Genomic DNA, 26,562 nt, shown 5'->3' on the forward strand with positions numbered 1-26,562 from the left:
AAACTTTCTTTCTTTTGTTACCTTAACTCTTTGGGCACTCCCTAGGCGGGAACTTGCTAGCCAAGCGAGACACGGACAATTCCAGGAGTTGTGAAACACGATTCAACTCAGGAGATACCATCGCTTGTGCTCCGACGCCTGTTCGCTCGGGCGAGTTGGCATTGAGTTTGTGCTCAGACACAAGAGTGAGACTACCTGTGCATCTTCAGCTAAGCACTGATAACCGGCATCTCTAAAGCTTGAGACACAACATAACCGTTGACTTTGTCTGCGCTAGAGCTACTTGTTGCCGCCCTCGCAATCACCGTGGCCCTTGGGATCTATCTCTTGTTCAGATGGGAATTTGCCAGAACAACTCGTTCTGTTGGAGAACAACTGCAGGCAATTGAAGGCAGGCTTTTGGGCTGTCGAGACTTCACAAACTACTTGCCAGGAAAGGAACGAGCCACCAGACTCAAGGAACTGAATTCTCTTGCAAGCTCCCTCAGCCTATTGGGAAAGTACCAAGTTCTCTTTGGGAAACGGCAACGCGATCTGATTGCAGGATACACGGGCCGAATCGAGTCCCTGAAAGCCTTCCTAGCCCGGTTCGTCAGCGAGTTTGCCAGAAAAGAGATCGAGCGTTCGAAGGACTTCTTCGAACACAGACCATTCGACAAGGATCAGTTGGAAGCGATTGTTAAGAGAGAAAATCGAAGTCTCGTTCTTGCATCTGCAGGGTCTGGAAAGACACGGACCTTAACGGCTCGAGTTGCCTACACAGTAAGACAGGGGGCTGAACCGCGAGACATACTAGCTCTCGCTTATACTAGATCGGCAGAGGAGGAAATGCGCAACCGCCTGCGAGGTGAATACGGCATCGCGGACACTAACGTCAGAACATTTCATTCTCTAGGGCGAGAGATCGCCAAACTTTCCCCCAATTTCAGAACAGGTGTGGCAGACAATCAACAAGAGCTCGTAGGAAAAGCGTGTGATCGGCTGCGAGCAGACAAAGGCTTCGCCAGACTGTTGCTGGACTTTGCATTGGAGTTGCAAACGTCGGATGTCGATGAGAAAGAATTCATTTCTCGCGAAAAGTACTACGAGTTCCTACGAGCCCAGAGACATGTAACACTAAGCGGCAGGCAAGTCAAGTCACTTGGAGAGCGGGATATTGCAAACTTTCTCTTTTTGAACCAGGTGAAGTTCGAGTACGAGTCACCAGCTACTTGGGCGGATAAGAATGTCAATTATCGAACGTACGAGCCCGACTTCTACTTGCCTGAATACGGATTGTGGATTGAGCACTGGGCAATAGATAGACAGGGTAACGTTCCGGCTTGGTTCTCAAGCAACCAATCGTTGGATCCGTCAACAAGATACAGACAGGGAATGCAATGGAAACGGTATCAATTCCAAAAACATGGACGTAGACTAATCGAGACATACAACCATCAGCAAAGCGATGGGACCCTGGTTCCTGAACTCGCTCAAAGACTTCAGGAAAACAAAGTTCGCATGAAGGAACTTACGACCGAGGAAATCCTGGCGAAGGTCGAGACGCTCATTCACCACAGAGACGCGTTGAATGAACTGATGTTCTCATTCATCAGCAAAGCGAAGACAAATGGACTAACGCCAGGAAGTATCGTAGCTCGGCTGAATCAGTTCAAGTGGAGTCGCAAACAACGAGTCTTCGCCTCCCTTATGATCCGAGTCTGGGAGGAATACGAGTCCATTCTCAAAGAACGCGACATGATTGACTTCAACGATATGATCAACTATGCACTGCAAGTTGCAAAGGGCTCTCCAAGCCTGTTTGCGAACAAGTATTCGCATATACTGATTGACGAGTACCAAGACATTACTGATCCTCAACTTGAGTTAATCATTTGTCTGCTAAACGCGAACGTAAGGAGCACGCTTTTCTGTGTAGGCGATGATCGGCAGAACATTTTCTCTTTCGCGGGTTCCAACATCTATAACATATTGCGCTTCGGGCAGCGGTTTCCTGATGCGGAAAACACCATCTTATCAACGAACTACAGATGTCCCACGAATATTGTGGAAGCCTCGAATTTCATTGCGAGCCTAAACAAGTTCAAGATAGAGAAGAGCGTTGTTCCCTCTTCGAAAGTCCAACACCCCATTCGTTTAGTAGAACAGCCGGGAAATGATCGAAGATCATACGACGATTGGCAGCATGAGAAGGCCAAGCAGCTGATACTTGATCTAGCTCAGCATAAAGATCCTCGTGAGGAAATAATGGTGCTCTCGCGATTCAATTGGCCTCTAAGACGATTGCAGCTAGAGTTTCCTCAAAACGAAACACTCAGGATTAGATTTCTGTCGATTCACAAGGCAAAAGGAACGGAGGCAAATTATGTTCTCCTCCTCAGCTGTATTAGAGGTCGTAACGGATTCCCCTCAGAAATCCTAGACAGGAGAGTCCTTGATATCGTGGAGAACGCTCGGCAAGACGAGGCAGGAAAATTGGAGGAAGAACGTCGCCTCTTTTACGTTGCCCTGACGCGTTGCAAGAAGGAACTCTACCTATTCTCGTCTAGTTCTCAGAGGTCGCGATTCATCTTTGAAGCTCAACCCTATCTTTCACCATGGACGGAGCCAAATACGAAGCTGGTTCCTACATAGGCAACTTCTACTCATCGACTAAATGTTGCTTACATGGCGCGTCGAGGAAGCTTAGCCTCCAGGAAAGCGGATCGCGCGACTCTATGGACGACCTTATCGTTCCCGCAGCGTATCATCTGAATTGTAGCTCTCTGTTCATGCCGCCGCATTCTTGACAAATATCGAGTAGCTTGAAGTGGATTCCTTGGGTTTCCATTCGTTTGTGCGATGTTCGATGCCAGGTTTTCTTGCCGCAGTTCTCGCAGTATGCTAGGAAGTCGAGGTCGATCTCTACCACAGGAGGATCTCTGGGGTCCTAGAGAATGAGGAACAGCGGATCATGAAAGTGAAAAGTGAAAGTGAGCTTCCGAAAACTCGAAGAGGGAGGATACACCAGCCAGTTAAACCAGGTCAGAGAATATTATCGCTGAGAACTTGTCCCCTAGAAACAAGCAAGAGCCAACTTCTCGGGCTTCCTCATTCATACGGCTGCTAGACCAGACAAGGCACGTCACACTGCACTTATGACATGTGCAAACACGGGTTTGCCGGCCGCTGTATTGACCTAGAGTGTAAGTGCCGTACGGTCGGGCTAGACCTGCGAACCAAGCCAGACAGACTTGTTGACGATTACTTTCTTGGCTTTTCTTTCGCTTTCGTGTTTCTTCGAGAGGTATTGAGACAAGAGTGGCCGCATGAGCTACAAGTTCTGTGCCCATAGACTTGGCAGGAGCAAGGTTGGTGGTCACAAGGAGGGTCGCAGTTTCCGCACATTGAAATCGGCTCCGCGACTCGCCACCATATTAAATGATCGAGAACATTCGAAAGATGTTCCCTTAGCTTACCATCTAGGCACGGTCAGGTTCAGAGGAGGGGTGTCAAGGTAACGTCTCAAGTATCTGTGGAGGAGTCTTTTCTCTTCTTCTCTAGCTTTGCGCGTTGGGTGCCAGGACACATACAGCCCTTTCGGAAAGAAGTTTCTGCGGAATCCGAACTTGACAAACGTGTTTCCTGCCGTGTGCGGAGTAACTGGTTCTCCCTTATCGTGCAGCGCTTTCCAGAAAGTCATGAGACGACTGCGCAGATCTTTCTCAGTCATTCCGATGTAGAGGAGACTGGAACGCTCTAGTCCTCCTGCTCGCCGCAAAGGGGTTTGTCTTCCGCCCGGAGAAAACCTTACGAAGTATACCCCCGGTATTGCAGGAATATTTTGAAACCTGTTTTCTGAAAGTTTCGCCAGGCTCTTCCAGTTCATCGAACTTGCCGCGTCGGTCATGCATATAAACGGCCTTCCTCTCAGCCTTTCTATCGTCATTGTTCCTGGATTCTCTTGTGGCACTCATTGCAGATTAGTCTCGTGTCATTCGTGGCCTTCAAGTAGGAACCCATCCCACAACCCAGAAAGGCTAGGTCCGATGGGTCAAGAAGAGGGAAGCTTCCCCGAACACTTGTTCGACGAAGACTATCGGCTACGTGCCAAGAAGACTCTGACGATAGCCACCTACGTCGTTCTGCTATTTCCAGTGGTCTCTGTCGGCTATGACCTGACTGCACCCCTCCTTACCGGTACGCTTCCCACGGTGTTGACTGCGGAACCTCCGATTAGACGGCCTGGTACCCAGTCATGCAAACTGATCCTATTAGAGAACCAAACATTCGCGTCCGGTGTTAACCAACCATTCTTTGGCCACTACGCTCCTCCCACGTCGTGTCAACCCCCTTGGTCGATGATCGTTCTGGATTGGAACGGTACCGTTCCAATAAGTCAGTACGACCATGTCGGGGGCGTGTGGGTGGGCCCATCAGAGATTTTCAGATTTACAACTCCTGAAACTGGAGGCCAGCGATGGCATGTGGAGAAGGATGTCAGCGAGTACGCGGGCTTGCTGGCTCAGAATCAGACTGTCAAGATTCTTATCAGCGCCCCATCTGGTAAAATGTTCGCAAGTGCCTCGCTAACCTTCTACTTGACAAACTCTGTTAATCCGGTCATCAGTCATCCTACGATCATCGTTGGCGTTGTTAACTCGGGACCGATTCCGTGGTTCGGAATTGGGCGTGACGCTTTAGCTTCACAGAACATTTCGCTTCCAGTTAACATCGAGAAGGCGTATTTCGAGCTTTATGCCACGGCTCACTCATGTGACGAAACATGGTTCTCTAGCAACCTGGTTCCAAACACCAGTTGCAGCGGCCCTAACTCGAGAGAATCTTTCAGAGAGATTCAGATATTGATTGATGAAACGCTTGTAGGAGTGATTTGGCCCTTCCCGTTGATCTACATGGGAGGCTTGGGCTCGGACCTTTGGGAGTCTATTCCACCGGTCAACGCTCTCAACATTCCCCCATATCTGATCGACCTCACTCCTTTCATCGGAATCTTGGGAGATGGAAAAGCTCACGGACTCGCCATTCAAGTAACCAATAACCATGGGTACTGGCTTGTAGACGGCAATCTACTCCTCTCTCTGGATTCCTCGAATCGGACGACCGGGAAACTTGTCAATTACAGTATTGCACGGAGCGCAACCTTGGAAGTGGCCCCGCTCTGGCCCTTTGAGACCAGCGCAAATCGCAAGATCAACATTTCAGGCTACGTGAATACATCGACCGGACAAATTACGACCGAAGTGCAGCAGAACATGTTCTTCAACGACAACCTAGTACCAAATATCTTGGATTTGTCGGCTGATCTGATGGCAAATGTCGTGGTGACAACCACAACTACCATTATCGCGCCCAATGGAACCACTTTTCGAACTGCAATTGATTCCTACGGCGTCACCATCAGAGAAGGATTGCCTGCAAAGTCTGGACCTGTAGGAATCCTGACTACCTATACAGTAGACCAAGTCTCTGCGCATACGTCCAAGACAAATACAGGATCGAATGATTTGTCGCAAACGTATGTTGTCGACATAATTCATGCTGAACACGCCGGGCTGACAAGCGAACATTACGTTGCAAATAGGAATGTTTGCTCCAACCACTACATAGGGGTGCTTCTAGGCTCTATCACGTCCGACGTGAATAGTACCGTCTGCCCCAAAATAGCTGCTAGCGTATCACTTCAGATATTACCTATAGTTGGTTGACCACTAGACATGCGTTACTGAGAACGCCGAACTTTGTGAGAGTAATTGCTTCAACCCTCTACATGAGCCCGAACGAAGCGGACAAGTCGTATCTTGATTGCTCCCATCCCCATATCTGATGATCTTTACCGTTTGAGAGAGAGTCCAGTACATCGTACCGCTAATAGGAGTTTTCCTGGGAGTATCAGAGGTAATGAGTGGCGGAGGTGAGAAGGGCAAATGAAGAAAGCCTCAAGGAACTTGCACAAGCTCGACAAGCATATTCACCGAGCGATTAGGTCGCTTGTTCGATTTGGCATTGAGGGTGCTGAGAATCCCGACTATCGAATATTCTTAGCCGGAAAGGAACTCGTTCTCGCCGTCCACCTCGATAGGTTCCCAGAATGGAAGCGCGGGAGTATCGCGAAAGGGTTCAAGTCGTAGGGGCAGCCATGGGTGAAGGCATGGAACCGGGAGAGGCGTTACTCTGTCTTTAGGACAGGCAGATCTTACCGAGAAAACTGTAATTGTTTGGAGGATCAACCACGCCTTCACGCATGAGGCTTTCGTGGTTAGACCGTCCATTCCGGTCCTGTATTTTGGGAACTTTCCCAAGTATCTCGAGTCCAAGAGGAAAATTGTGACAGTCGGACTAAACCCATCGGACAAAGAGTTTCGAGACGAGGGAGAGACTTATGACATTGGTCTGAGGTTCCCTCATGCTAAGAAGCTCGAAGGACGGAGTATCGTCGACAAATCGTTTTGCGAAGACTACCTGCTATGCCTTGATCAATATTTTGAGATTAGGCCCTATTGGAGATGGTTCAGCTCTTATTTCCCATTACTCAATGCGATCGGCTCAGATTATAGGACTAACTTGAACATGGAGGGGTGCGCCTTGCATACCGACCTCTGTTCTCCCCTCGCAACCAATCCTACATGGAGTCATCTCAGCGCGAGAGCGAGATCCATGTTGCTAAGAGAAGGACCAGACCTTTGGAGTGCTTTGGTCCGTATCTTACGCCCCGACGTCATGCTGGTGTCTGTCGGCAAGGACTTACGGGAGAGAATCTTGAATTTGTTTCGACCTGAGAAACGCTTTCCGGACTTCTCTCCGGGTAGGCGACGAAAGCGAGTTGGAATTTACAGGACCCCCATTGGGGGTAAGGACTGTCATGTTGCTATGGGAATAAACTCAGATAGAGGACCGTTCAGCGGTCTCACGAACAAGGAAAAACAAGAACTGGGTTCAGAAATTGAAACAATCGCGTTTTAGGATGAAAGTCCCAGTGGGTGTCACAGAACCTTGTAGGTGCTTGTCTCCCCTAGTTCCCAACCTTACCGCAGAGAAAGCAAGTCCCAGAACTTTCGCCCCCGATCACCGCCAAACGAGACCTAGGCCCGCATAGTCTCCACCACCTTCAGAAGTCCCGCTCATAGAAGTGCATTTGTGGGTCAGCCCCCCCATCTTTTTCCATGGTGAGGATAGGGGGAAAGGAGGAGCCTAACTGAGGCTTTCAGGGTTCACTTTTTCTCCGCTGACTTTCGGTCAAGGAACTCTCTCACGGACTCTCTAACGGCCTCTGCCACTGACACATAACGTCCGCTAGAATCGGCTACGAATCGCTCAAGCTCCACATATAGTTCATTTGGAACCGAGAGATTTCGGTAGCCTTTCCTCACCAAACAGGTTCGATTGAAAAGCTAGTGAGCTGACGGGTAAGATACTTTTCAAGCACCGGTCCAGTACACTTAAACGACTGATAGCAACTCTCTCAATCAGGGAACACCGTGAGAAACCTAACCTCTCAGGAAATGCACGAGGAAGAGAAGAACCCAGGTATCACGAGAATCTACAAGGTACTAGCGAGATTCCAGGTCGCTGCGGTTGATAAAAGAGAGGTGAAGTCGATCATCGAGGAATTTACTAAAGAACACGGAACCGTGGGACTGATTGAAATGCAAGTAGACGAGATCAGACGCCCTCAACTGTTTGGACCAAAGAGGGCAAAGAGTGACTAGCTTCACCACATTTCACCATTTCACCAGAAAATAGTGCCCAACAATTTCTGATTCACGGGGCTTTAGTGGCTTCCACTTCACCAGCCTTCACCAGTTCGACGCAAACGAACTCGCATAGTTAGAATAACAGGCCAAAGAGAAGGCCTTGCGAATCTCGACCAGATTGACCGCTTTGACCGATTGACCAATGCTTCTACGCTAACATTTCTGTCAGGCCCCTCCGTTGTCTGCATGCATGAATTTGCTCGCGCTAATCCAAATCCTATTAGATGGAGGAGGGCGTGTGTACACCACATGAAACCTCTCAAGAATAGCAGGAATCAAAAAATGGTCCGTGTACGATTGTTACTCGAAATTCTCAGGCGAGAGAAGACCAAGAACCCCCGAGAAGTTCGCGACGGCCGACGCAATCGAGAGGTTCCTAAACGATAGTGCCAGACGGTTTCTTTTAGAAAAACGATCAACGGATCGTCTCGTCGGGACGGCACTACGCGTAATGGAGCTGTGGCCAAACGACTGGGAAAACAACCAGTTCCTTCATGAGCTCAGAAAACTGGGAGTCAATTAAGGCGGGGTCCGCGAACAGGCGGAGAAGAAGAAAGGAAGGTTAACGCTACTTGCTTCGAGTCCGCTGGTTGCGCTAAAGATAGTCCTGGTTGTCTGGCTCCGAACTCTTGTTGAGCTAGAAAGTTGCATGCTAGTGTCGGAATCGAGAGCGTGGACGAAACGACAAGAAAATCATCACGCTGAATGACCCGACCACAGCGAGACTCAGGTAGGGATTTGCTGCTTGCAGAGGCGGTGGAGGTCCTCCCGGCCCCCAAGTTGAGGTTGAATGAGTAGCGTATGAGGTTATAGCATGAGATATAGAAATGCCGGGCGGAGAGATCGACTGGAGCCCAATCACCATCGCCGCGAAAGTGAGGATCGCTGTAAAGGGTCTGATCTTCTCGACAATAGATTTGACTTTTGAGAGGCGACGAATGTTCCTGCGGAACCAAGGTAGTGCTTGCCGTATTTTGTCGATGATACTCCAAGTGTAGTATATGTATTGGAGTAGCTCTAGCGGAGTGACTCGCGCCTTGACTAGAGGCGTCTCATCACCATCGTTCATTTGACAGCATACACCTAGAGACCCTCAGATTAGCTTTCCGGCTGAAGCCGCTCTCAACCCCGTTGATCAACGCAGGAAGCACTATATCCGCATCAAACACCTCAAGAAGCTCTGATGCTGTCAGATCTTTACGTTGCTAATTTCAAGTCGATCGGTGATAATGGGGTAGAGATCCAGCCTAAGCCTCTAACAATCCTGACTGGACCTAACGGGGCGGGCAAGTCTTCTATTCTTGAGGCATTGTGCCTTCTGTCTCAGAGTATCGGTCAAGCCCAATTCAATATTCACAGTGGAGATTATGTTAGATATGCTTCGCCTCAGAGCTTCGTCCACAAAGGAGAACTTTCCCGACTTCTCCAAATTTCACTTACTCTCGATAGGTCGCTAGACGTAGATCGTGGCCTGCGTTCGCCGGGAATGCTAATCAGGTATAGATACGATCCTGCCGAAGCACTTCAAACTGCAAGAATTGGCGGAAATGACATTGCTACGATGGAATGGGATCCGCGAAAGAGCGGAACTCCGACCTACAATGTGCAAGGATTTCCCCAATTCCAACACCACCCAGGGGTCGATCCTAGAGCTATCTTTCATTCCAATATCTTTGGGATTTCGGTAGCGAACTCCCAAATGATGGAGAGGCTAAGAGTCGCTCAATCTGTCAGAAACTACATTTCAAATTTCCTTCAATACGAGTTCTTCTTCATTTCTGCATTCCGAGGAGCGTCGAAATTCTACCTTGACTCTGTGAGTGGACCTGATCCTTCTTGGGTTGGTACGGATGGTTCGATGACAAATCACATTCTGTCAAGAATTTGGGGGAGTAGAGAATACGACGAAGCAGCCGCCAAAATCAGCAAGTGGGCGGAGACGTTCTCTCTAGGAGGAATGAAGGCGGGATGGGCTGGAGCGGCGCGTTTGTCGTCGGGTTACGTCGAGCCTCAGCTTAAGAATGTCATAGAAACCTCGTTAGCTAGTCACGGCTCTAGACAGGCTCTGACCTTCATCACCCAGATTTTTTGGAGCAAGCGCGGGACTACCCCTGTGATTGAAGAGCCAGAAATCAGTTTGCACCCCGAATCCCAGACACTTCTTCCATCGCTCTTTGCAGAGGCAGTAAGCAGAGGAGTTCAGATAATCGTCACGACCCACAGCCCATTCCTCTCTCTGTCCCTTTGGAAACCGATCTCGGAAAAGACACTGTCAGCCAAAGATATTGCAGTGTACCATTTCGAAAAGAGACCTGAGGGATCCTCCGCGAGGAAGCTCGAAGTAAGTCCCGAGGGTCGCCTAAGAGAATGGATTCCCTCGTTCTCAGCAACCGAGACGAAGCTTCTGAAAGAATTCTTGGATGATGTACCCACTGAGTGAATTCTCCCCATGACTGACATGCTCATCTTGGATACAGGGGTTTTTCTGAACATACTAGCAGGCTCAGACACGGAAGGGCGAGTCTACCAGAAAATAATCAGGAGATTTGATCGGGTAGCCATCCACGAAGAGTTACTGGACGAATACAAGACGACCTTGGCGACCAAATTTTCGGGGTTAGTTCCTTACATGATAACTACTCGCTTGTCCGAACTTTCGTCCTACAACAAAGTGGTTAAGGTTCCAGCGATCGACAAACCGCTTCTGGACATAGACGAGGAGGATCGACATGTCGTGTCAGCAGCAAAGTCCGCTCGCGCGAAGTATCTAATCACGAGTGACCAACGCCACTTGTGGAACAACCGAAACCACATCAAGGCAAGCCACCATATCGAGGTTCTAAGACCTGTAGATTACATTGCATTGCCCGAATAGATCAGCTTGATGTCCGAGCGACCTGAAGAGGCAAATTGAGTAACGTCATCGACCCGAAGCCACCAAACGATTGCGGCAGGACCGGAAGTTCCCGATTTCTGGCTTCAAAAGCATCCGAGGTTTTCATTGACAATATTATTTGCAGTTTTAATTGTCATCATTCCGCCAGAACATGTCCCACTAGTTGAACCTCGAGAAAATGATACTTTGACGGCCCATGACGAGCCGTTGGGGAGATTTACTCAACCGAGAATGGTCCGTCTTCGACCATCATAACCTTCATCGACCAACCGCAAGATTTGGTAGCCTCACACATTACCTGAAGCACGTCGCCTCTTCTTTCCAGATGAAACCGAGTCCTCTCTTGACACTTGGGGCAAACAAAGACCATGCCTTTTACGGGTACAATCGACAAGATAGCTGTTTCTTACTCTATCCTAGGACCCGTGACCTCTCGTTCTCGCCTTGAACTGCTTCAATCGATAGGAGTGAGGCGTTAGACCGTAATCAACAATGTTGCCTGACAGAGGGAAAGGCAGTCGGCCCGATTGTTCAAGTTTCTGAAAACGTTGGATGGTCTTGTTGTCGTAGAAGCGATACAGAATACGTTGAGTCTTCAGAGTACCTTGATCGACATAATGTACTTGCACTCTTAGTTTCTGGATTGGTTGCTTCGGAGGACCATCGTATTGAGGGCCAGGCCTAATGCTGTGTGGACGTGAATATCGATCTCGAATTCCTATGTTTCGGTAGGAAGCTAAGGCTTTTCGCTCGCCCGGTACAAGAGCGATAGACGGACGAAAGTTCCTAATGATGTTCCGTTCGTTCTTGGTTGCGTTTCGCCAGCCTAAATACTTGACACTCTCAACGCGAAGATAACCGTTCGAATCCATTGTGTGCTGAGCGGCGTAGAAGCTGAGTCTCGGGCGATCGCCGCCCCTCGTAATTCGCACATGGTTTCCAACCAGTGAGAAGTTTTCGCTTGGCCGGGATTTCGACAACTCCTCTCAACTCCTCCCGTGTGGGTGGGATATTCTCGGCGAGACTTCGATAGGAAGTCTGTACTGGTCAAACATCAGCTCGATCTGGTATCGGACCCAGAGTCGCGGCCACCGATACCTGTTTGGGCCTAGTTCGAATCGACTCCATGCATTCCAGACAGGACTCCGAGTGTCCCACCTTTGTGGGAACATTTCGTTCTCCTTCCAAATGGTCGACTCCCAGAGACTCCTGTCTCGTGGGAGTCTGATGCTCTCGCGCACGAATCGCTTAGGATCCAATAGCGCTCTTCTCGCCTCCTTTGAGTCGGAGACGGTGGCCAGAAGATCATAGAACCTATCGCGCATCCATCGTAGGATAAGGGGATAGTTATTGCCAAATGTTGGGAATCCCCTCGCTCGTACCTTCGGCGGATTATCATCGAGGAGCCCTAAGGTTCGTTGTTTGTCATAGACTGCGACCCATCGATACTTGCTCTTGATTGTCAGTTCGTAACCGCCAAAACCCGGGACGACAAGACTCGCTGGCGCCAAGAAGCCATCGGTATGCACGAAAAGAACCTTCACAGGAATCTTGGCTAGATAGTCGCTGAACTCTTTCGCAAATCCTTCGACAATCTCGCTGTACACGCCTTGTCTTCGCAAGAAATTGTTGTTAGAGCCCTGACTACCGACCAGTGAAACCGCAAGGAACTTCAGCATGGGTTTCTGGGCAGGATGCTCCCGGATTAGACGGTCGAACAGCTGCATCACGGATGTGAATACTGGCGGGTCCTCTTCGCTGTAGAGACGTATGGGTCTTGACGACGCCCGGGTCAGGTAAGCGTTCTTCACGTCGAACATTGCAAGGTCTTCGTAGACGCCAGCAACAGCGTTGCGAATAGGACCCTTGACAGGCACTAACTCACCGAAATGAGGATACTTGAGAGGAAGATACCCATGTTCGAGGTACCACGAGTGAAGGATTGCCTTGTGGGCTCTGTCCAGAAAGTTGTTCTGTAGTATCAGTGGGCAACAGTTCGTCAATTCAACCATTAGTTTCCAAGCTGTTCTCACATCGATTTTTTCCGCGAGAAATCGGGTCATGCGATTATCTTCGGCTGCACGGGTCTCGTCGTAGTTAGCTCGTTTAGAATCGTCGACGGGATAGCCCTCGAGCGCGGCCAAATCTCGGAGACTCTTCGACTCAGTGTCCGGATAGTGGTAGCGGGCCCAGTACCAGAGATCTACGTTCAGCATCTGAGGAAAATAGTGGATTGTGAAGGGTCCCGACGTTATGCTGGGAATAAGGCCTAGCTTTCCGAGCACCCTGTTGTCAAACTTAAAACTGTTGAAACCACAGACAACCTTTCTTCCGGCGTCTCGGCCAGAGAGAACGGTCTCGACAAGCGTTCTTGGGCTAGTGAATACGACATCGTTCAGGACAGCTAGTTTGAATCCGTTCGTATCAGTCTCAATATCGAGACACTGCCAATCCGAGACTGGAGGCAGGTTCTCTTCGAATCGAATGCCGGATGTATGAGCGGCCAGCGTGCTTACGGGAATCCATGTCTTGCGCGCGTGGTCGGTATAGGTCCAACGATCAACAATTACCGGATGAAGCCCGGGTAGCGACCGGTATTCTTTGGAACTTTGAAATCTTGTCGAACCTTCAGGTCCAACAAAGCATCCGTCGGTAAAGTAATACGGGGACCTTAAGGTCGTAGTTCTTGGGCCAAAAAAGTTCGCTTCCAGGGAATGGGGAATCCGGGCGGGCCCACCACGTTAACGTTGAGACATCGGAGATTCGAGAGGATTGGAGGCTGTGTTCATTTACGATACGGGAGTCTGTGCCAGACGGTGTCCTCGAACGAGAAGAAGCAGGACAAGACACGTGGCGAGGATTATCAGTCCGCCGAGAGTCAGAATTATCGATCCCGGTATGGGGAGTACGAATCCGAAGACGGTCGCGACCACGCCTATTGGAAATAGGATCAAGCCAAAGTTCTTCCAGTCCGCTTCTGTCTTCGGGAGTCCAAACGGAAGAATCCAAGAATTGCTAACAAGAGATGTTGTAGCTCCCACCCAGGCCAGCCAAAAGCCTGTCTCAAAGGATGATGTAATCGTCACGTTTGATGCTGTAAAGAGAAGAGGGACGGGAGGGCCCGCAGCGAATCGCCATAGGCCTGCCATTGACAAAAGACCGCCGTATCTGGACAATAATGAGATGATCCCTCCAGAGGAGACGAGGGCAGCTGACAACCATGCATCCTGGGCTTGGATGAGCGTGAGCGTTCCGCCTGTGCTGTAGCTGATCCAGGGAACAAATATCGATCCGAGCGTCAGTGCTGAGCTGACGAAGTTTGCTAAGATTTTGATTTGGGTGATAGCCATGCTCTTCATTAGGATATCTTCCCCATAATCATAGATACTGATCGTAAAAAATTTGGGAGATACGCGTTCTGCTGAGGAGTTCTACGTGCAGCTACTGCCGAAGTAGGATGTCGTCCAGGAGTCTGATGTGTCCGGTGCAAGATGCCCAACGTTTGTGTAGCCGCAGTTTGCCATGTAATACTCGTTCGCTATTATATTGTGGCATCCCACTGGGTTCGGGCCAGGATCGACTGTGCACTGGCTAGTGGTGTATCGATTGAATGCAGGCAGTGTATTCTGTCGTTCTCCTATGACTTCGGCAAAGTTGGCACATGGTGTTGGAGAATAGTAGCAGTTCCGCGTATTGTCGAAAGAAGTGTAGTTTGCTTGGCCATTGCATCCATAGCCGGTAGTGAGGTCATTGCCAGTTATGTAATAGATAGTGGAGCCGATGACTTGTTTAACGTCTTCCGAGTATGAGTCGCCGTAGCGAATGTTCGAATCTGTAGTGTTCCCACAGACAACAGGATTCGCTGGCAAAAACTCGTACCAGGGCCAATAGTATCCTCCGTTGTTCGGCCCACAACCGCAACATCCGCACTGTTGTCCGGAATCCGTTCCGCCCTGAACTATGCAACCATACTGACTCGCGGCGCAGGATCCTCCTGCGTTCTCTGCCAGACCCACCCATGGCGCAAAGTCGCAATGGGTGGGCCAGTTACAATTGGCTCCGGTTACCGAGTTCAAAGGGACGTGGGCCTGAGGAACAGTCCAGTGGGCAGTGGATTCAAAGACCCCTTGCGTGCCTAGGCTGAACTCCCAGCCATCCCAGATGCCTGAAAACTGACAGTTGCCTGAGCAGGAACAGTTCCATGAGTAATCGCACACACGCATTCCAATTCCGTTTTGAATTGTTAGCTTTACGATTCGGGCTAAGCCAGAGTCCTCAACGGCGACAACATTGGTTCCATTTCGGTCCGTACTGCGATGAGAGTAGACAACGTTCACGGTGTTCATAACCACCGATGGTGTCGCGGCGAAGGGTGACCAAGAGAACTCCTCGTAGATACTGTTGAATTGATATGTTGCTGCACTTGTTATTGACTGGAACGCGGGCGAACTGGTGGCTAAAGAGATGGCCTTGGCAAAATCAACGGACGAAGCAAGCTGATTTTCCTGGAGTTCAATGTACGAAAGGGACGCGTTTGTCCCTTTGACACTTCCGCCGGTAGAAGAAACTCCATACACTCGCGAGAGGGGTAGCATTGAAATTGCCGCCATCATTAGCAACACAATCAGATAGAATTGCTTAGCTTTCGACGCCTTCATTGCTAGAGAAATCAAATTTTGCAAACTCAGATGTTCCCACAAATTGTTTTAAAAGGCGCGTTTACATTTGACCACAAATCACATAGAATGTACATTTACTTGTGGAAAAAAGGAAGGAATCAACGTGGCAAATTATAGCAATTCGTTATGGGGATAGTGCGTGTGACTGAGTGTGTAACTCTCCCGTACCGTCGGGCTAGTAGACGAACTCGGGGCCAAAAAAAGTGCCAACTGTGGTGGCGGTTCCGGGCGGGCCCACCAGTTTAGCCTATTGGATTCTCCGGGGCATAGGACCCTACACTCGGCATGTCGAACATCGAAAGCCACACTTACTGCAGATCAGGATTTTCTCGATCAGCCGGGGTCGCGTGAGCCGATGGGCAACTCGTAGCCAGCGAAGGGAGGAGGTTGCATGCTCGTCGATGTTAGATACCCGTCAGTGTGAATGTAGAAAGGACTTAAAGGTAGCTTGGAGAGGTACCCCGCGAATTCCTCAGCGAATCCCTCGACCACATCCGTGTAGATGGTCTGGCGCCTGAGGAAGTTGTTGTCCGAATGCTGACTACCCACAAGTGAGACTGCGAGGAATTTTAGCATCGGTTTCTGTTTCGGAAATTGCCGAATCAACTCAAGGAACTTCTGCATGACCGACGTGAATGCGGGAGGATCCTCTTCGTCGTAAAGTCGCAGCTGCTTCGACGACGCACATGTCAGGTAGGCGGATTTGACGTCGACCATTGAGGCGTTTTCGTAACACCCAGGAACTGCTTCTCTGATTGGCCCTTTGACAATAAGGGAGTCTCCGGGGTTAGGATACTCAATGGGCAGATACCCATGTTCAATATACCAGGAATGCAGGATCGCTTTGTGCGTTCGGTCCAGGAAGGCGTTCTGAAGAGTGAGTGGACAGCAGTTTGTCAATGTGATCATCAGCTTCCATGCATCTCTTACATTGATCTCGTTCGCAAGGAAGCCCGCCATCTTGTTGTCTTCCGAGGCTCGGATCTCGTCGTATTTCTCTAGCTTTGACCACTCAACCGGGTATCCTTCCAGCTGGGCTAGATCTCTGAGGCTCTTTGACTCTGCCTTCAGGCCCCTTCGAAGTATCCGTCAGCAAAGTAGAACGGCGAACTCGTGGCGACATTTCTTGGGCCAAAAAAGTTCGCTTCCAGGGAATGGGGAATCCGGGCGGGCCCACCATCTACCATGAACCGATTCGACTTTCTTGGTATCGGGTAAATTCCCACGGAAGAGAGTATCCATAAGGGAAGGTCCAAGGGACGATCTGAGCTTGGCCAGAGGCGTGTTCTGATTTCCGAACGGTTTGTTCTAAGGGCTGGAGCTAAATCGAAGACCTGTACTAGCCTAGAATAGGACAGCCGGCCATATGAATTGGAAGAGACCTCTGCCCTTATGGGTGTTCTTGATAGGAATACTCGTGACTGCCTCCGCGACCTCAGGGGCGTTCCTTCTGGCAGGCGTTCTTGCTCAAAGACCTGACTTCGTCATTTCCAGCTTTCCCCTATGTACCTTATGGGAGGATGGCATAATACAACCTTGATCTCAGTCCAGGCAATTAGGAACTTCACTGGCATATTGACCGTTACGGTCACCTCACCTGCGGGGTTAAAGACAGCGCTTCAAGATTCACAAACGGGACGGGAAAAAGAGCAGATTCTACAGGGCAAGACAGGAAATCTAATCCTCGATGTCGCTGATTGGCGATCGGTTGGGTACTTTTCTATAGCAGTAACCGCATCTAGCGGTGCCATATCTCATACGCAGAGTCTTCTTGTGATTGATCAAAATGTTACAATAACCGCCATCGGCGGGTCCCATCTTTGGATCCCCAGAGGCTCGTACGGAAATGTAGAGCTCGACCTTTCAAGCGTGAATGGGTTCTCCGGCAACGTGGGTTTCGCTACATATGTGTATGGTGACTGTTGCACGGGCACGGCATCGGGCGGTCCCAGCAACGCGGCTGTAAACCCGAGTAGCATCATTCTAACTCCTCGTGGAATCGTAACAGCAACTCTAACGATTAATGTGGCTCAGTCTGACACTAGCTCTCATCTCTTCGTAATTGTGTGGGCGGGTAATCGGCAATCGTGGTCTCTAAGACTGGACTTCCAAGCTACAGTAATATGAAGGCCCCAAACAATTCTCAAGAACGGATAAACCCTGCCAGTTCTACGGTAAATATGCTGTGAGTCCGGGACATCTGCTAGGCACCTTGTTGTCTATGCGAAGGGGGATCCGCCCGCTGTTTCTCAGGTGGAATTGGCTTCGGAAAAATGCATCTCAGAAATATCAGTGCAGGAACAGCTAGACTTACGACCAGCAACCAAGTAATCGTTTGATAGAGCTGTGCCTGCGTAGAGTACATTATGCTAGCAGGACCGCCGAAACTTGCGAGGAAGGCGCTAGTGTACCAAACTGCAGATGCGAAGGGAATCCATGTTAAGGTGAGCGCACCAAGCACGAAACCCGCAATTATGAAAAGCCCGTCCAAGTTAGAGGACACTAGTCCTCTCCTGACCACTCCCAAGATCGTGGCCGCTGTTCCTACGAGAACAAGAATCGACACGACCATTGTGACGTAGCCTCCTCCAAAAGGGACCACAAGAGCACGCGAGCTCGAGACAGTCTGGGAAATTGACGACAGGATTATCAAAGACTGAGATAATATTCCGAGTGAAATAGGTCTCCAGTCTAGTTAGAGTTGCCTCGAAGGGAGCATTCGCTCACTAAGTAATCCACCTAACAATCCTGACACTATGCCGAAGAAGAACAAGAGAACTAAGAGCGCAGGAAGAAAGACTAGTTCCCAACCAGACCACTCTAAGAGAATTACTCCGCTGGCGAACTGTGCGATGAGAATGGCCCTGATCATGGCTGCATGATCCTTAAAGAGATAGCCCATTAGAGCCGCCAGACAGAGGACAAGCCACAAGGCAGAACCAGCCAAGGCTTGAACGTAGGCCCGCGGAATTTCGTCCGTGACACTGAACGCCCCCCGCTCGCAGCATAGGGAACCCACGCTCTGAAACGAGGTCTCCGAAGGAAAAATCCATAGAATCACTAACGCTTCAAAGATACCCCACATCAGACCACCAAAGAGAATGCGGGGGGTCCGGCCTATCATCTTGATCAAAGTCTTTACCGCTACAGAAAGAGCGATTCTCATAATAGGCATATCCAGTAGGAATGAGTTACCAACTTGAAGGAGAACAGATTCGGAACCCTCGGGACCCCGTGAAGAGTCTCGAATGATGAGCGGAGGTCAGTTTGGTATGACCAGTTCCACCGTGAATTTCACGTGAGTCCGGGCGCGCCGAGCACTTAAGCAGTCGTGGGGTTTCAGACTGGACATTCAGGTACCATAACATGAATCTTCGGATCTTCCTAGTGAAAACAGAAATTCTGTGCACCTCCACCGCGAGTTTGCCATGAGTCCGCGCAAGCCAATCGCTCGACGATTTTCGATTGATCCTCTATCCATCCGCCTGTAGCTCTCGAACATGTGGACTCTCTGCTTTGGCTAGCTGTTAAGAGACCTGAGCCGTAGCATCTTGTAGACTCTTTTCCTCGATTCTAGCCTTTCTGCAACGCTGGTTCCAGCAGACCCAAATTAACAAAACGCGAGTATAGTTCGATTGAGCAGTTGAGGCCGCTTAGGTTCACACCGCTCTTCCTAGTTTTCGTAGGAATACTGGTCTCGCTGGCTTGTTTGCCACCGGCCAATGCTCACCTGACTTTAGCATATCTGCTAATCCCTCCTCGGAATCTGGACCGTCGCTTAGCTCTACGGTGACAATTACGAGTCTGGGGGGCTTTTCGGGCAGTATAAACGTCTCAATCACAGTCTCTCCCACAGGACCCAGTATTTCGCTGACCACCGTTGTCGAAAGCAGGAGTGTGTTCCTAAGTGTCAACTCTGGTGGATCTGCCTCTACACCGCTCTTTGCCTCTTCAAATTTCTCGGGTAATTTCACGATAACCGTGACTGCAACAAGCGGTTCTCTATCCCACTCGATTCCAGTAATCTTTCAAGCGCATCCCTTTCCCGCGGATTTCAGCGTCGACTGCTGCTTCCCTCAAGGCAATGGGTACATGGGAGGCGTAGCAGCTGGTGAAAACTACACCACCTGGGGCTGGGTAACAAGCATCAACCACTTCACAGGCAGAGTAAACCTGACAGCAACTATCAACCTCAACGCTCCTGTAGCAGTTAACCCGTCTACGGCAACAATTCCCGATGCCGGGACGGCTTTGCCTAACATTTCACTCCGAGTTCCCGCTAGCACTCAACCCGGAAACTATTCGGGGACCATAACGGCCACGAACGGCTCGATAACCCACACTGAACCGATGACCCTAACAGTATACCCTCCCTATGATACATGCCCTAGATGCATTCCAAGCAGCTGGTCTTCCATGACGCTCCTCTCGGGTCTAGTTCTCTTCGCCTCAACAGTCACAGGAGCCGTCTTTCCAAGAATAAGCAAGAATCCGATGCTACGCTGGACTGTCAAGAACATCGCTCTTGTCACGAGCCTTGCCGCCATCGGAGTCATCGTCACATTTGCAACTGGCCTCATACTGGTCCAGCAGGGTTGGTTTGGACTCACCTGCATCGAATACTGGGACTATGGACGACCCTTCGCATGGCGAGAAATAGCCGGTTGCGGACGTCTGTCACTGGCGGTCAACTGGTACTTGTTCACCTTCGACGTTCTATTCTATATGGAGGTGGGCTACGGGATTGTTTTTGCCTACAGGGAGAGTCGACGAGCCTTGAGATCGACAAGAAATCTCTAAAGGTTCGTATCCTCCGATCCGGGCGTCATGAAGTACGGAGTCGTTTTCCCTAGCGGTGACCCAAGAAGGGCCGCGGATTTCGCCCATACTGCCGAGGAGGCTGGTGGGATGGGTTCTTTGTCTGGGAGCCTATCTGGGGCTTCGACGCCTGGGTGATGCTGGCCGCCGCGGCCACGCAGACGGAACGGATACGGCTAGGAACAATGATTACTCCGATATCGAGAATGCGTCCTTGGGAACTTGCCGGTAAATCCGTTGCCCTCGACCATCTGTCGAAAGGAAGAACGATAATCTCTGTCGGCCTTGGGTCGGTGGATAACGGGTTTGAAGCATTCGGTGAGGAGACAGACAGGAAGACCAGAGCGGAGTTGCTAGACGAGGGCTTAGAGATTCTGGCCGGACTCTGGCATGGACAGCCATTCAGCTTCAAAGGAAAACACTATACGGTAAAGGAGACAAAATTCTACCCACCACCGCCTCCGATCCAAGAACCACGAATACCAATCTGGGTCGTTGGTGCATGGCAGAAGCCAAAGTCGATGCACCGCGCGCTACGATACGACGGGATTATACCGACCATCGCGGACCCAAACAATGGTATGCGCAATCCAGAGGCCGAGGAGATTCCCATGATCAAGAAGTACGTTGATGCTAAGAGATCTTCGAAGAAGAATTTCGAGATTGTCGTGGAGGGTCGAAATCTACCAGATGATGAAGCGAAAGCCCGTGAAAGCGTCCGCTCTTGGGCAGAGGCCGGCGCGACCTGGTACATTGCAACCAAGTGGTCCGCGATGGATGACCCCAAATTGATGGACAAATTTCTGAGCACGATAAAGAAGGGACCGCCGAGGTCCTAGAGATTCCCTCATCTCGAGAGAAGTGATTGCAACGGACAACACGTTGCTGAAAACAGGGTTTTCCAGCCTTTCGACCGCCCTTATCGCTGACGCTTGTCTCCGCCTAAAAGTCCCGCTACGAGTTGCCGCGTCTGGCATACGTCCTCTGGTGCCGGGCATGCGTCTCGCAGGTCGTGTGCTTCCCGCTCGTCATCGAGGAAGTGTCGACGTTTTCTTAGAGGCAATGAAGAAGGCTGCGAGTGGAGATGTGTTGGTAGTCGATAACGAGGGCAGAAGCGACGAGGGTTGCGTCGGCGACCTTACCGCAATGGAGGCGAGAGCTTTCGGCTTAGCGGGGTTGGTGTTGCGGGGCTTCCATCGCGACACTATTGAGCTTGTCCGGCTGGGTCTTCCTGTCTTCAGTTACGGATCATGTCCGGCCGGTCCTCGACGACTCGATCAACGGGGGCCACTCGATCTCTCTTCAACGCAATGGGACGGTTTCACCGTCGATGATAGGGACTCTGTCTTTGCCGATGATGACGGTGTCGTTTTTGTAGCTTGGAACAGGACCGAAGATGTCTTCAAAGTAGCCAAGTCAATATCGAGCGTCGAACGGCAGCAGGCAGAAATAATCCAAGCTGGAAAGAAGCTTTCCGAACAGCTTGATTTCGACCGGTACTTGGCAAAACGCAAATCAGACCCATCTTACACCTTCCGCAAACACCTGAGGGAAAGAGGGGGAGCCATAGAGGAATAGACGAAAATTGAGCTGTGTTGCATCTCAAACAGGCGTGGTGGACCTGTCGAAGCCTTTCCAGTGAGCAAGACTCATCGGGGACAGGCTACTGTACATCGTAACAGTCTCAATGTTCAAGAAAGAAGGGTTCAAGATCGTCGGACCCTTCGGAACGGGTCGAACGTCGACCGTCGTTATGCGAAGAACCATCTAATTGGGGATTATTTCGGTCTTCTTGATCTCCTGATCTGAGATTGTTGCCCCTTTGACCTCATTATCTTAGCTACACGCGCGACCAGCTGAGCGTCGTCAAGTCTTTTGCACATGGTCGGAAATGTCCGGCCAGGTCCCTTCCAGCGTATTTCTTCAGCAGAGGATATTTTCGGTTCCTTTGTTCGAAGAGTTGCGAGGTCGCGAAATAGAAGTGCGAGTTTGAAATTGGTTTCTAGCACCTCTGCGAGGCGAGTAGTGGATCGTGGCTGTACCTTCCAGCTTTCTGCCTTCGAGGGAATAGCTTCTAGATGCTTGTAGACTCTAAGGACAGAGGATGCTGATTTCTCTCCCCAGCCTTGCAGACCAGGGTAGCCATCCGCGGTGTCGCCAACCAAGGCGAGATAATCAGGAATGGACGTGGGCGGGACCCCGAACTTTTCCATTACGCCTGCCTCGTTTCGCACACTTCGTGCACGGCGATCAAGCTGGACGACGCGGTCATCCCGAACACATTGGGCCAAGTCTTTGTCCGGGGTACAAATGTAGATTCGGGCGACTTTCGCAAACTTGCTGAGAGAAGCGGCGGCTCCTGCGAGAGCATCATCAGCCTCCAACTCAATCATAGGCCAAACGACAACTCCCATTGCCTGCAAAGCCTCTTCGAGCAACGGGAACTGCGATAGGAGTCGTGGATCAACACCTTCGCCCGTTTTGTACCCTGGCCAGAGGTTGTTCCGGAAGGATTCAATAACATGATCTGTTGCGACGCCGACGTGAGTGATTCCTGATTCCAGCATACCGGCTACGCTGTTGAGTACGCCACGGGTCGCGGCAACCTCCTCGCCTCTTTCGTTGGCATGGGTGGGCATTGCGTAGAAGTGACGGAACAGTTCGTAGGTGCCGTCCACGAGGTAGATATCCACGCTAGAACAGCGTTCGTCTAACTAAATGAAACAGATGAACCCTTTTGATCGGCAGGGTCGCATTGACTTCGATCGGATGCGAAATCGGTTACTTCTTCTGTTGAATTTCCTTCATTCGGAACTCGACTATTTTCTCCACTAGATCATATGGGACGGGCTTGTCCAGCGGAAACTTCAGAGAGCCTTTTCTCTCCAGCATAGGACGACAGTTCTTTTCTGAAGGCCTCGTTTCCTTCGGGTATGGAGTAGAATCCGATATGATTTTTCCAAGCGCTGAAGTACACCAATCTCTGCCCGTTCACTTTGAACGTCGGCATGTCATAACTAATTGATTCCACCGCTCCATGCGCCGCCCCCTGCACTGTAGACCTCAGCTTTTTCAAAACACTCTGGACATTTTCCGGGAAAGACTCGATGTATTCATCTATTGTTTCAAACTTCTTACTAGGTACCATTCTCACTCAGTGGTCGGGTTTTCCCGATCCTATTTCTTGTAGTCTTCATATCCCGTGCTATAAGCCCATTTCCTGGACTGCGTGCTAAGTTCCGGAACATTAGCACGCACTCGCAGATACAGTACGATGAAGTTTGCGTGCACATGCCCCAATCCAATCTCTTTGGATTTGAGCCATGCGAGAATCTTGGAATGCTTTGACACAACCTTGCCGCGTTTGACGAAACCTTTCTTGATTGCGAGCTTTCAGAAGTCTTCTGGGGTCTTGTCAATCTTGATCTGAATGTTGTCCATATATCCCTTGAATGTCGGTCTAGCCATGGTGACTGTGACTTGAGGGGAATACCACACACAATAAAAGTTGAGAGGAAGGGAAATGAGCTGATTGTTCATATTGCCCTGACTGAAAGACGGAATTGGGACCATACCGGTGTTATTCTGGCATCAGAGGGTTGGCAAGATATAGGATATGGATTGAAGATGCAGTTGACAATTGCCTCAACAAACGTAGTCCTCCCGAAGGAGAGGATTAAGTTGATTCAGAAACCGGGAATTCTCAATCGTCTACGCGGAAGGAAGATACCGATGTTGGAGGATAAGTCTTGATTGCTAGTACGATCCCTTTCGCAGATTGATCCCGTATTCTAAGTAAGCTTTCAGACAGTCAGTCATCTGTGTCCAGCCCTGACAGTTTCCGTATGAGCCTTGCAGACCCTCCGTTGAAGAGCGCCATTTGCCCTCAACAATCTTCACGAGCGTCTCGTTTGCGTTCAGAGGCTCGAAACTCATCTCGACCACAGTATCGTATCCGCCTGATTGTGGTACTGATCCCGTTTTCGGATCGTACACCCCTTCGCTCGCACCCCAGGAGAACTCAATTAGTTTGTTCTTCACGACCTTCTTCACTTTAACCGGGACCGTCTCGACTTTCGCTCCCATATCGTTGAATTTCCACATCACCGTCTTGCCTTCATCCAACGGTCCACTGGATCCGCCCGATGTGAAGTAGGTGCTAAGCTTCCTCGGATTGTAGACCGCATCAAATACCTCGCTGACAGGTTTCTGAATTTTCGTCTGAACAGTGAATCTTAAGTCCATATTCGCGTTCTCCGACGCCGACGACTATATGTTATATATTTATAACACTTTCCTAAGCACTCAACTGTTGGGCTAGAATATCGATCCGAGCAAGAATCTCCAAAGATGGCTAACTTGACGATGGAAGACAAGTACGATTTGGTCTTCAAGGCCCTCGGCCATTATCGAAGGCGCGAGATCCTCGACCTTCTCAAGGAGAGGGTTAGAACAACTGGGGAGATAATCGAGTGCTTTAGACAATTAGACAGATGTACGGTGATGCAGCACCTGACTGTTCTCGAGAGAGCTGATCTCGTCATCGTGAAGCGTGAAGGGCGTCTCCGCTGGAATTACATCAACCCCCTTCCTATCAAAGAACTGCACGACAGGTGGATTGGCAGCTACGCGGACGACGCAGTTGATCTTCTAGCCCGCATGAAACGCGAAATCGAAGAATGCTAGTTTTAACGACGACTTTGGCGATCAAATCAACAAGAGATTCATGATTTCAGAATCCCGCCAGAGATTGTTTGAATCTAGTCGGGACCACTATGCTTCCACGCCTCGAAGGCATTTTGGAGAGCATCAAGGATTCTCGAGGGCGCCGTGATATTCCAAGTCACGCCTTTGTCAGTACGCATCTCTACGTTCACGTTTCGTGAAAGAAACCCTCCCTTCACACGGCTACTGATTGACGTGATGCTCGAGAATGGAATGGACTCTGTCATCTCTACCATCTGTACGTCGGGAAAAGTGGGCGGAAGTGGACTTACCAAAGTTGCTAACGAGAATCCGTGAGGGATTTTGAGGACAACACGATCAGCATACAGTTCAACTACACCCTTCGTGAATACGTTCTCGTTACTCTTCTTTAAAGAAACAGGCATTCGAAGCACTCGTAGGTTATCTGCTGGCATGTCTTGCTCTTGGCGTCGATCAGATCATGTATTTTTGTGATTAGGGATGGCGGTCTCGCGATTGACTGCGCGGTTTATACCTCAGGCGATAGAAGCCGATCTTTGAGACCTCCTGTGACCCAGTTCGAAAAAGTAACTAGCCCCCTATTCGCCAATACAGAAGACCTAGAACAACAAGCGAGACAGATGCTTGACCAGGCCAGCTACGATTTCGTCGCTGGTGGCGCCGGTTCAGAGCTGACCCTGAGGGCTAATCGAGAGGCTTTTCAGAAAATAGCCATCATGCCCAGAGTCCTGACTGGAATCAAAGAGGCCGACACTTCGACGAATCTTCTCGGGCAGCGATTATCGATGCCGATCTATGTTAGCCCGATGGCCAACCACGGCGTCGTCCATCCATCTGCCGAAGTTGGAAGCGCTCTGGGTGCGAGGAAGGCAGGCACGCTCTTTGTCTCTCCGACTGGATCTAACAAGACGATGGAGGAAGTAGCGACAGCCATCAAGAATAGCCCTCGATGGTTTCAGCTTTACTTCAACAAGGACCCTGAGGTCAACAAACAGTTGCTCGGGCGGGCTGAGAAAGCAGGCTACTCTGCAATCGTCCTGACAGTCGACCTCCCAGTGCTAGGAATTAGAGATCGTAACATCCGAAACAGTTTCACCCTACCAACAGACCTCAACCGGCCGAACGTTCAATCCGAGCGATTCATCGCCGCAACGAGAAGCCTTCAGTCCCTCACGGCTGGCCTGAAGGACGATCTGAGCTGGGACGCCTACGAATGGACCGGAAAACATACTTCTCTACCCGTCTTGATCAAAGGCATCCTCTCACCCGACGACGCTGAGGAAGCTGCAAGGCGTAAGGTCCCAGCCATCGTCGTCTCAAACCATGGAGGAAGACAACTCGACACCGGGTTCGGCGCAATAGAGGCTCTTCGACCAATAGTCGAAAGAGTCAAAGGAAAAACGAGAGTATTATTCGACAGCGGAATCAGGAGGGGAACTGACGTCTTTAAAGCAATGGCGTTGGGCGCCGATGCGGTCGGGGTCGGCCGTCCAGTCTTATGGGGCCTCGCACTCCACGGTGCGGAAGGAGTTGCAGCAGTCTTGGAACACTTGAAAATGGAACTAGTGAACGTGATGAGGCTCGCAGGCACAGCAAAACTGGCTGACATCACGATAGAATACGTCAAACCCATCTAGGGACCCAGTCCCAGCTACTATCGGTCTGGTCCCGGTATCAGACCAACCGACAAGAGGATTAGCATAGTTGA

28 protein-coding genes and 1 pseudogene are annotated in these 26,562 nt (G+C 50.2%); 13 read left to right on the forward strand and 16 right to left on the reverse strand.

What is annotated here, in order from left to right; translation table 11 throughout:
- Positions 1–264 precede the first annotated feature (264 nt).
- On the forward strand, positions 265–2,634 hold the full coding sequence (locus VGS11_04535; GenBank protein HEV2119356.1) for a UvrD-helicase domain-containing protein: 2,370 nt from the start codon (positions 265–267) through the stop codon (positions 2,632–2,634).
- 112 nt (positions 2,635–2,746) lie between these two features.
- Here the strand turns inward: VGS11_04535 and VGS11_04540 are convergent, their stop codons facing one another.
- Positions 2,747–2,911, reverse strand: coding sequence for a hypothetical protein (locus VGS11_04540; GenBank protein HEV2119357.1), 165 nt, complete (start codon positions 2,909–2,911; stop codon positions 2,747–2,749).
- Positions 2,912–3,454: 543 nt separating this feature from the next.
- Complete coding sequence (locus VGS11_04545) at positions 3,455–3,952, reverse strand: hypothetical protein (protein ID HEV2119358.1); 498 nt, start codon at positions 3,950–3,952, stop codon at positions 3,455–3,457.
- A 76-nt stretch (positions 3,953–4,028) separates the two neighbouring features.
- Here VGS11_04545 and VGS11_04550 point away from each other — a divergent pair, with 76 nt between their 5' ends.
- The 3 genes from VGS11_04550 to VGS11_04560 all read left to right on the forward strand — a co-directional run bounded on the left by VGS11_04550 (position 4,029) and on the right by VGS11_04560 (position 7,709).
- Positions 4,029–5,708, forward strand: coding sequence for a peptide-N4-asparagine amidase (locus VGS11_04550; GenBank protein ID HEV2119359.1), 1,680 nt, complete (start codon positions 4,029–4,031; stop codon positions 5,706–5,708).
- A gap of 219 nt (positions 5,709–5,927) precedes the next feature.
- Positions 5,928–6,131 (forward strand): hypothetical protein, encoded by a 204-nt coding sequence (locus VGS11_04555; GenBank protein ID HEV2119360.1) that lies wholly within the window; start codon positions 5,928–5,930, stop codon positions 6,129–6,131.
- Between the two features lie 1,347 nt (positions 6,132–7,478).
- Positions 7,479–7,709, forward strand: a complete 231-nt coding sequence (locus tag VGS11_04560) for a hypothetical protein (GenBank protein ID HEV2119361.1) — start codon at positions 7,479–7,481, stop codon at positions 7,707–7,709.
- A gap of 697 nt (positions 7,710–8,406) precedes the next feature.
- Here the strand turns inward: VGS11_04560 and VGS11_04565 are convergent.
- A complete protein-coding gene (locus tag VGS11_04565) occupies positions 8,407–8,823 on the reverse strand; it encodes a hypothetical protein (protein ID HEV2119362.1) in 417 nt (138 codons plus the stop codon).
- A 114-nt stretch (positions 8,824–8,937) separates the two neighbouring features.
- Between VGS11_04565 and VGS11_04570 the strand changes: the two genes are divergently transcribed.
- Complete coding sequence (locus VGS11_04570) at positions 8,938–10,194, forward strand: AAA family ATPase (protein ID HEV2119363.1); 1,257 nt, start codon at positions 8,938–8,940, stop codon at positions 10,192–10,194.
- A gap of 9 nt (positions 10,195–10,203) precedes the next feature.
- A complete protein-coding gene (locus tag VGS11_04575; GenBank protein ID HEV2119364.1) occupies positions 10,204–10,629 on the forward strand; it encodes a putative toxin-antitoxin system toxin component, PIN family in 426 nt (141 codons plus the stop codon).
- Between the two features lie 437 nt (positions 10,630–11,066).
- Here VGS11_04575 and VGS11_04580 read toward each other — a convergent pair whose 3' ends face one another.
- From VGS11_04580 to VGS11_04600, 5 genes are all read right to left on the reverse strand, one after another.
- Positions 11,067–11,630, reverse strand: a complete 564-nt coding sequence (locus VGS11_04580; protein ID HEV2119365.1) for a hypothetical protein — start codon at positions 11,628–11,630, stop codon at positions 11,067–11,069.
- A 6-nt stretch (positions 11,631–11,636) separates the two neighbouring features.
- Entirely contained in the window at positions 11,637–12,935 is a 1,299-nt protein-coding gene (locus VGS11_04585; GenBank protein ID HEV2119366.1) for a hypothetical protein, read from the reverse strand.
- Between the two features lie 504 nt (positions 12,936–13,439).
- Positions 13,440–14,009, reverse strand: coding sequence for a hypothetical protein (locus tag VGS11_04590; protein HEV2119367.1), 570 nt, complete (start codon positions 14,007–14,009; stop codon positions 13,440–13,442).
- 72 nt (positions 14,010–14,081) lie between these two features.
- A complete protein-coding gene (locus tag VGS11_04595) occupies positions 14,082–15,308 on the reverse strand; it encodes a hypothetical protein (protein HEV2119368.1) in 1,227 nt (408 codons plus the stop codon).
- Between the two features lie 354 nt (positions 15,309–15,662).
- Positions 15,663–16,289 (reverse strand): hypothetical protein, encoded by a 627-nt coding sequence (locus VGS11_04600; GenBank protein ID HEV2119369.1) that lies wholly within the window; start codon positions 16,287–16,289, stop codon positions 15,663–15,665.
- Between the two features lie 576 nt (positions 16,290–16,865).
- Between VGS11_04600 and VGS11_04605 the strand changes: the two genes are divergently transcribed.
- A complete protein-coding gene (locus tag VGS11_04605) occupies positions 16,866–17,456 on the forward strand; it encodes a hypothetical protein (GenBank protein ID HEV2119370.1) in 591 nt (196 codons plus the stop codon).
- Between the two features lie 76 nt (positions 17,457–17,532).
- On the opposite strand, the gene VGS11_04610 is transcribed toward VGS11_04605, so the two are convergent.
- The 3 genes from VGS11_04610 to VGS11_04620 all read right to left on the reverse strand — a co-directional run bounded on the left by VGS11_04610 (position 17,533) and on the right by VGS11_04620 (position 19,303).
- The gene (locus tag VGS11_04610) at positions 17,533–17,931 is read right to left on the reverse strand and encodes a hypothetical protein (protein HEV2119371.1); all 399 of its coding nucleotides are present in this window, start codon (positions 17,929–17,931) and stop codon (positions 17,533–17,535) included.
- A 93-nt stretch (positions 17,932–18,024) separates the two neighbouring features.
- Complete coding sequence (locus VGS11_04615; protein ID HEV2119372.1) at positions 18,025–18,495, reverse strand: hypothetical protein; 471 nt, start codon at positions 18,493–18,495, stop codon at positions 18,025–18,027.
- A gap of 493 nt (positions 18,496–18,988) precedes the next feature.
- A complete protein-coding gene (locus VGS11_04620; GenBank protein HEV2119373.1) occupies positions 18,989–19,303 on the reverse strand; it encodes a hypothetical protein in 315 nt (104 codons plus the stop codon).
- Positions 19,304–19,310: 7 nt separating this feature from the next.
- Between VGS11_04620 and VGS11_04625 the strand changes: the two genes are divergently transcribed.
- The 3 genes and pseudogenes from VGS11_04625 to VGS11_04635 all read left to right on the forward strand — a co-directional run bounded on the left by VGS11_04625 (position 19,311) and on the right by VGS11_04635 (position 21,725).
- Positions 19,311–20,129: a hypothetical protein gene (locus VGS11_04625; protein HEV2119374.1), complete on the forward strand. Its 819-nt coding sequence runs from the start codon at positions 19,311–19,313 to the stop codon at positions 20,127–20,129.
- A 128-nt stretch (positions 20,130–20,257) separates the two neighbouring features.
- Positions 20,258–20,986 (forward strand): annotated as a pseudogene (locus VGS11_04630) (LLM class flavin-dependent oxidoreductase).
- Positions 20,987–21,008: 22 nt separating this feature from the next.
- The gene (locus tag VGS11_04635) at positions 21,009–21,725 is read left to right on the forward strand and encodes an RraA family protein (protein HEV2119375.1); all 717 of its coding nucleotides are present in this window, start codon (positions 21,009–21,011) and stop codon (positions 21,723–21,725) included.
- A 200-nt stretch (positions 21,726–21,925) separates the two neighbouring features.
- On the opposite strand, the gene VGS11_04640 is transcribed toward VGS11_04635, so the two are convergent.
- From VGS11_04640 to VGS11_04650, 3 genes are all read right to left on the reverse strand, one after another.
- Positions 21,926–22,840 (reverse strand): 5'-3' exonuclease H3TH domain-containing protein, encoded by a 915-nt coding sequence (locus VGS11_04640; protein ID HEV2119376.1) that lies wholly within the window; start codon positions 22,838–22,840, stop codon positions 21,926–21,928.
- Between the two features lie 143 nt (positions 22,841–22,983).
- Entirely contained in the window at positions 22,984–23,223 is a 240-nt protein-coding gene (locus VGS11_04645; protein HEV2119377.1) for a DUF1801 domain-containing protein, read from the reverse strand.
- Between the two features lie 101 nt (positions 23,224–23,324).
- On the reverse strand, positions 23,325–23,498 hold the full coding sequence (locus VGS11_04650) for a hypothetical protein (GenBank protein ID HEV2119378.1): 174 nt from the start codon (positions 23,496–23,498) through the stop codon (positions 23,325–23,327).
- A gap of 129 nt (positions 23,499–23,627) precedes the next feature.
- Here VGS11_04650 and VGS11_04655 point away from each other — a divergent pair, with 129 nt between their 5' ends.
- Positions 23,628–23,900, forward strand: coding sequence for a hypothetical protein (locus tag VGS11_04655; protein ID HEV2119379.1), 273 nt, complete (start codon positions 23,628–23,630; stop codon positions 23,898–23,900).
- Positions 23,901–23,903: 3 nt separating this feature from the next.
- On the opposite strand, the gene VGS11_04660 is transcribed toward VGS11_04655, so the two are convergent.
- Complete coding sequence (locus tag VGS11_04660; protein HEV2119380.1) at positions 23,904–24,392, reverse strand: SRPBCC domain-containing protein; 489 nt, start codon at positions 24,390–24,392, stop codon at positions 23,904–23,906.
- Between the two features lie 105 nt (positions 24,393–24,497).
- Between VGS11_04660 and VGS11_04665 the strand changes: the two genes are divergently transcribed.
- Complete coding sequence (locus VGS11_04665) at positions 24,498–24,833, forward strand: helix-turn-helix domain-containing protein (protein ID HEV2119381.1); 336 nt, start codon at positions 24,498–24,500, stop codon at positions 24,831–24,833.
- 74 nt (positions 24,834–24,907) lie between these two features.
- Here VGS11_04665 and VGS11_04670 read toward each other — a convergent pair whose 3' ends face one another.
- Positions 24,908–25,258, reverse strand: a complete 351-nt coding sequence (locus tag VGS11_04670) for a hypothetical protein (GenBank protein ID HEV2119382.1) — start codon at positions 25,256–25,258, stop codon at positions 24,908–24,910.
- Positions 25,259–25,402: 144 nt separating this feature from the next.
- On the opposite strand from VGS11_04670, the gene VGS11_04675 reads away from it, so the two are divergent.
- Positions 25,403–26,491, forward strand: a complete 1,089-nt coding sequence (locus VGS11_04675; GenBank protein HEV2119383.1) for an alpha-hydroxy acid oxidase — start codon at positions 25,403–25,405, stop codon at positions 26,489–26,491.
- Positions 26,492–26,562 lie beyond the last annotated feature (71 nt).

This window comes from Candidatus Bathyarchaeia archaeon (genome assembly GCA_035935655.1).
Classification (GTDB): domain Archaea; phylum Thermoproteota; class Bathyarchaeia; order 40CM-2-53-6; family 40CM-2-53-6; genus 40CM-2-53-6.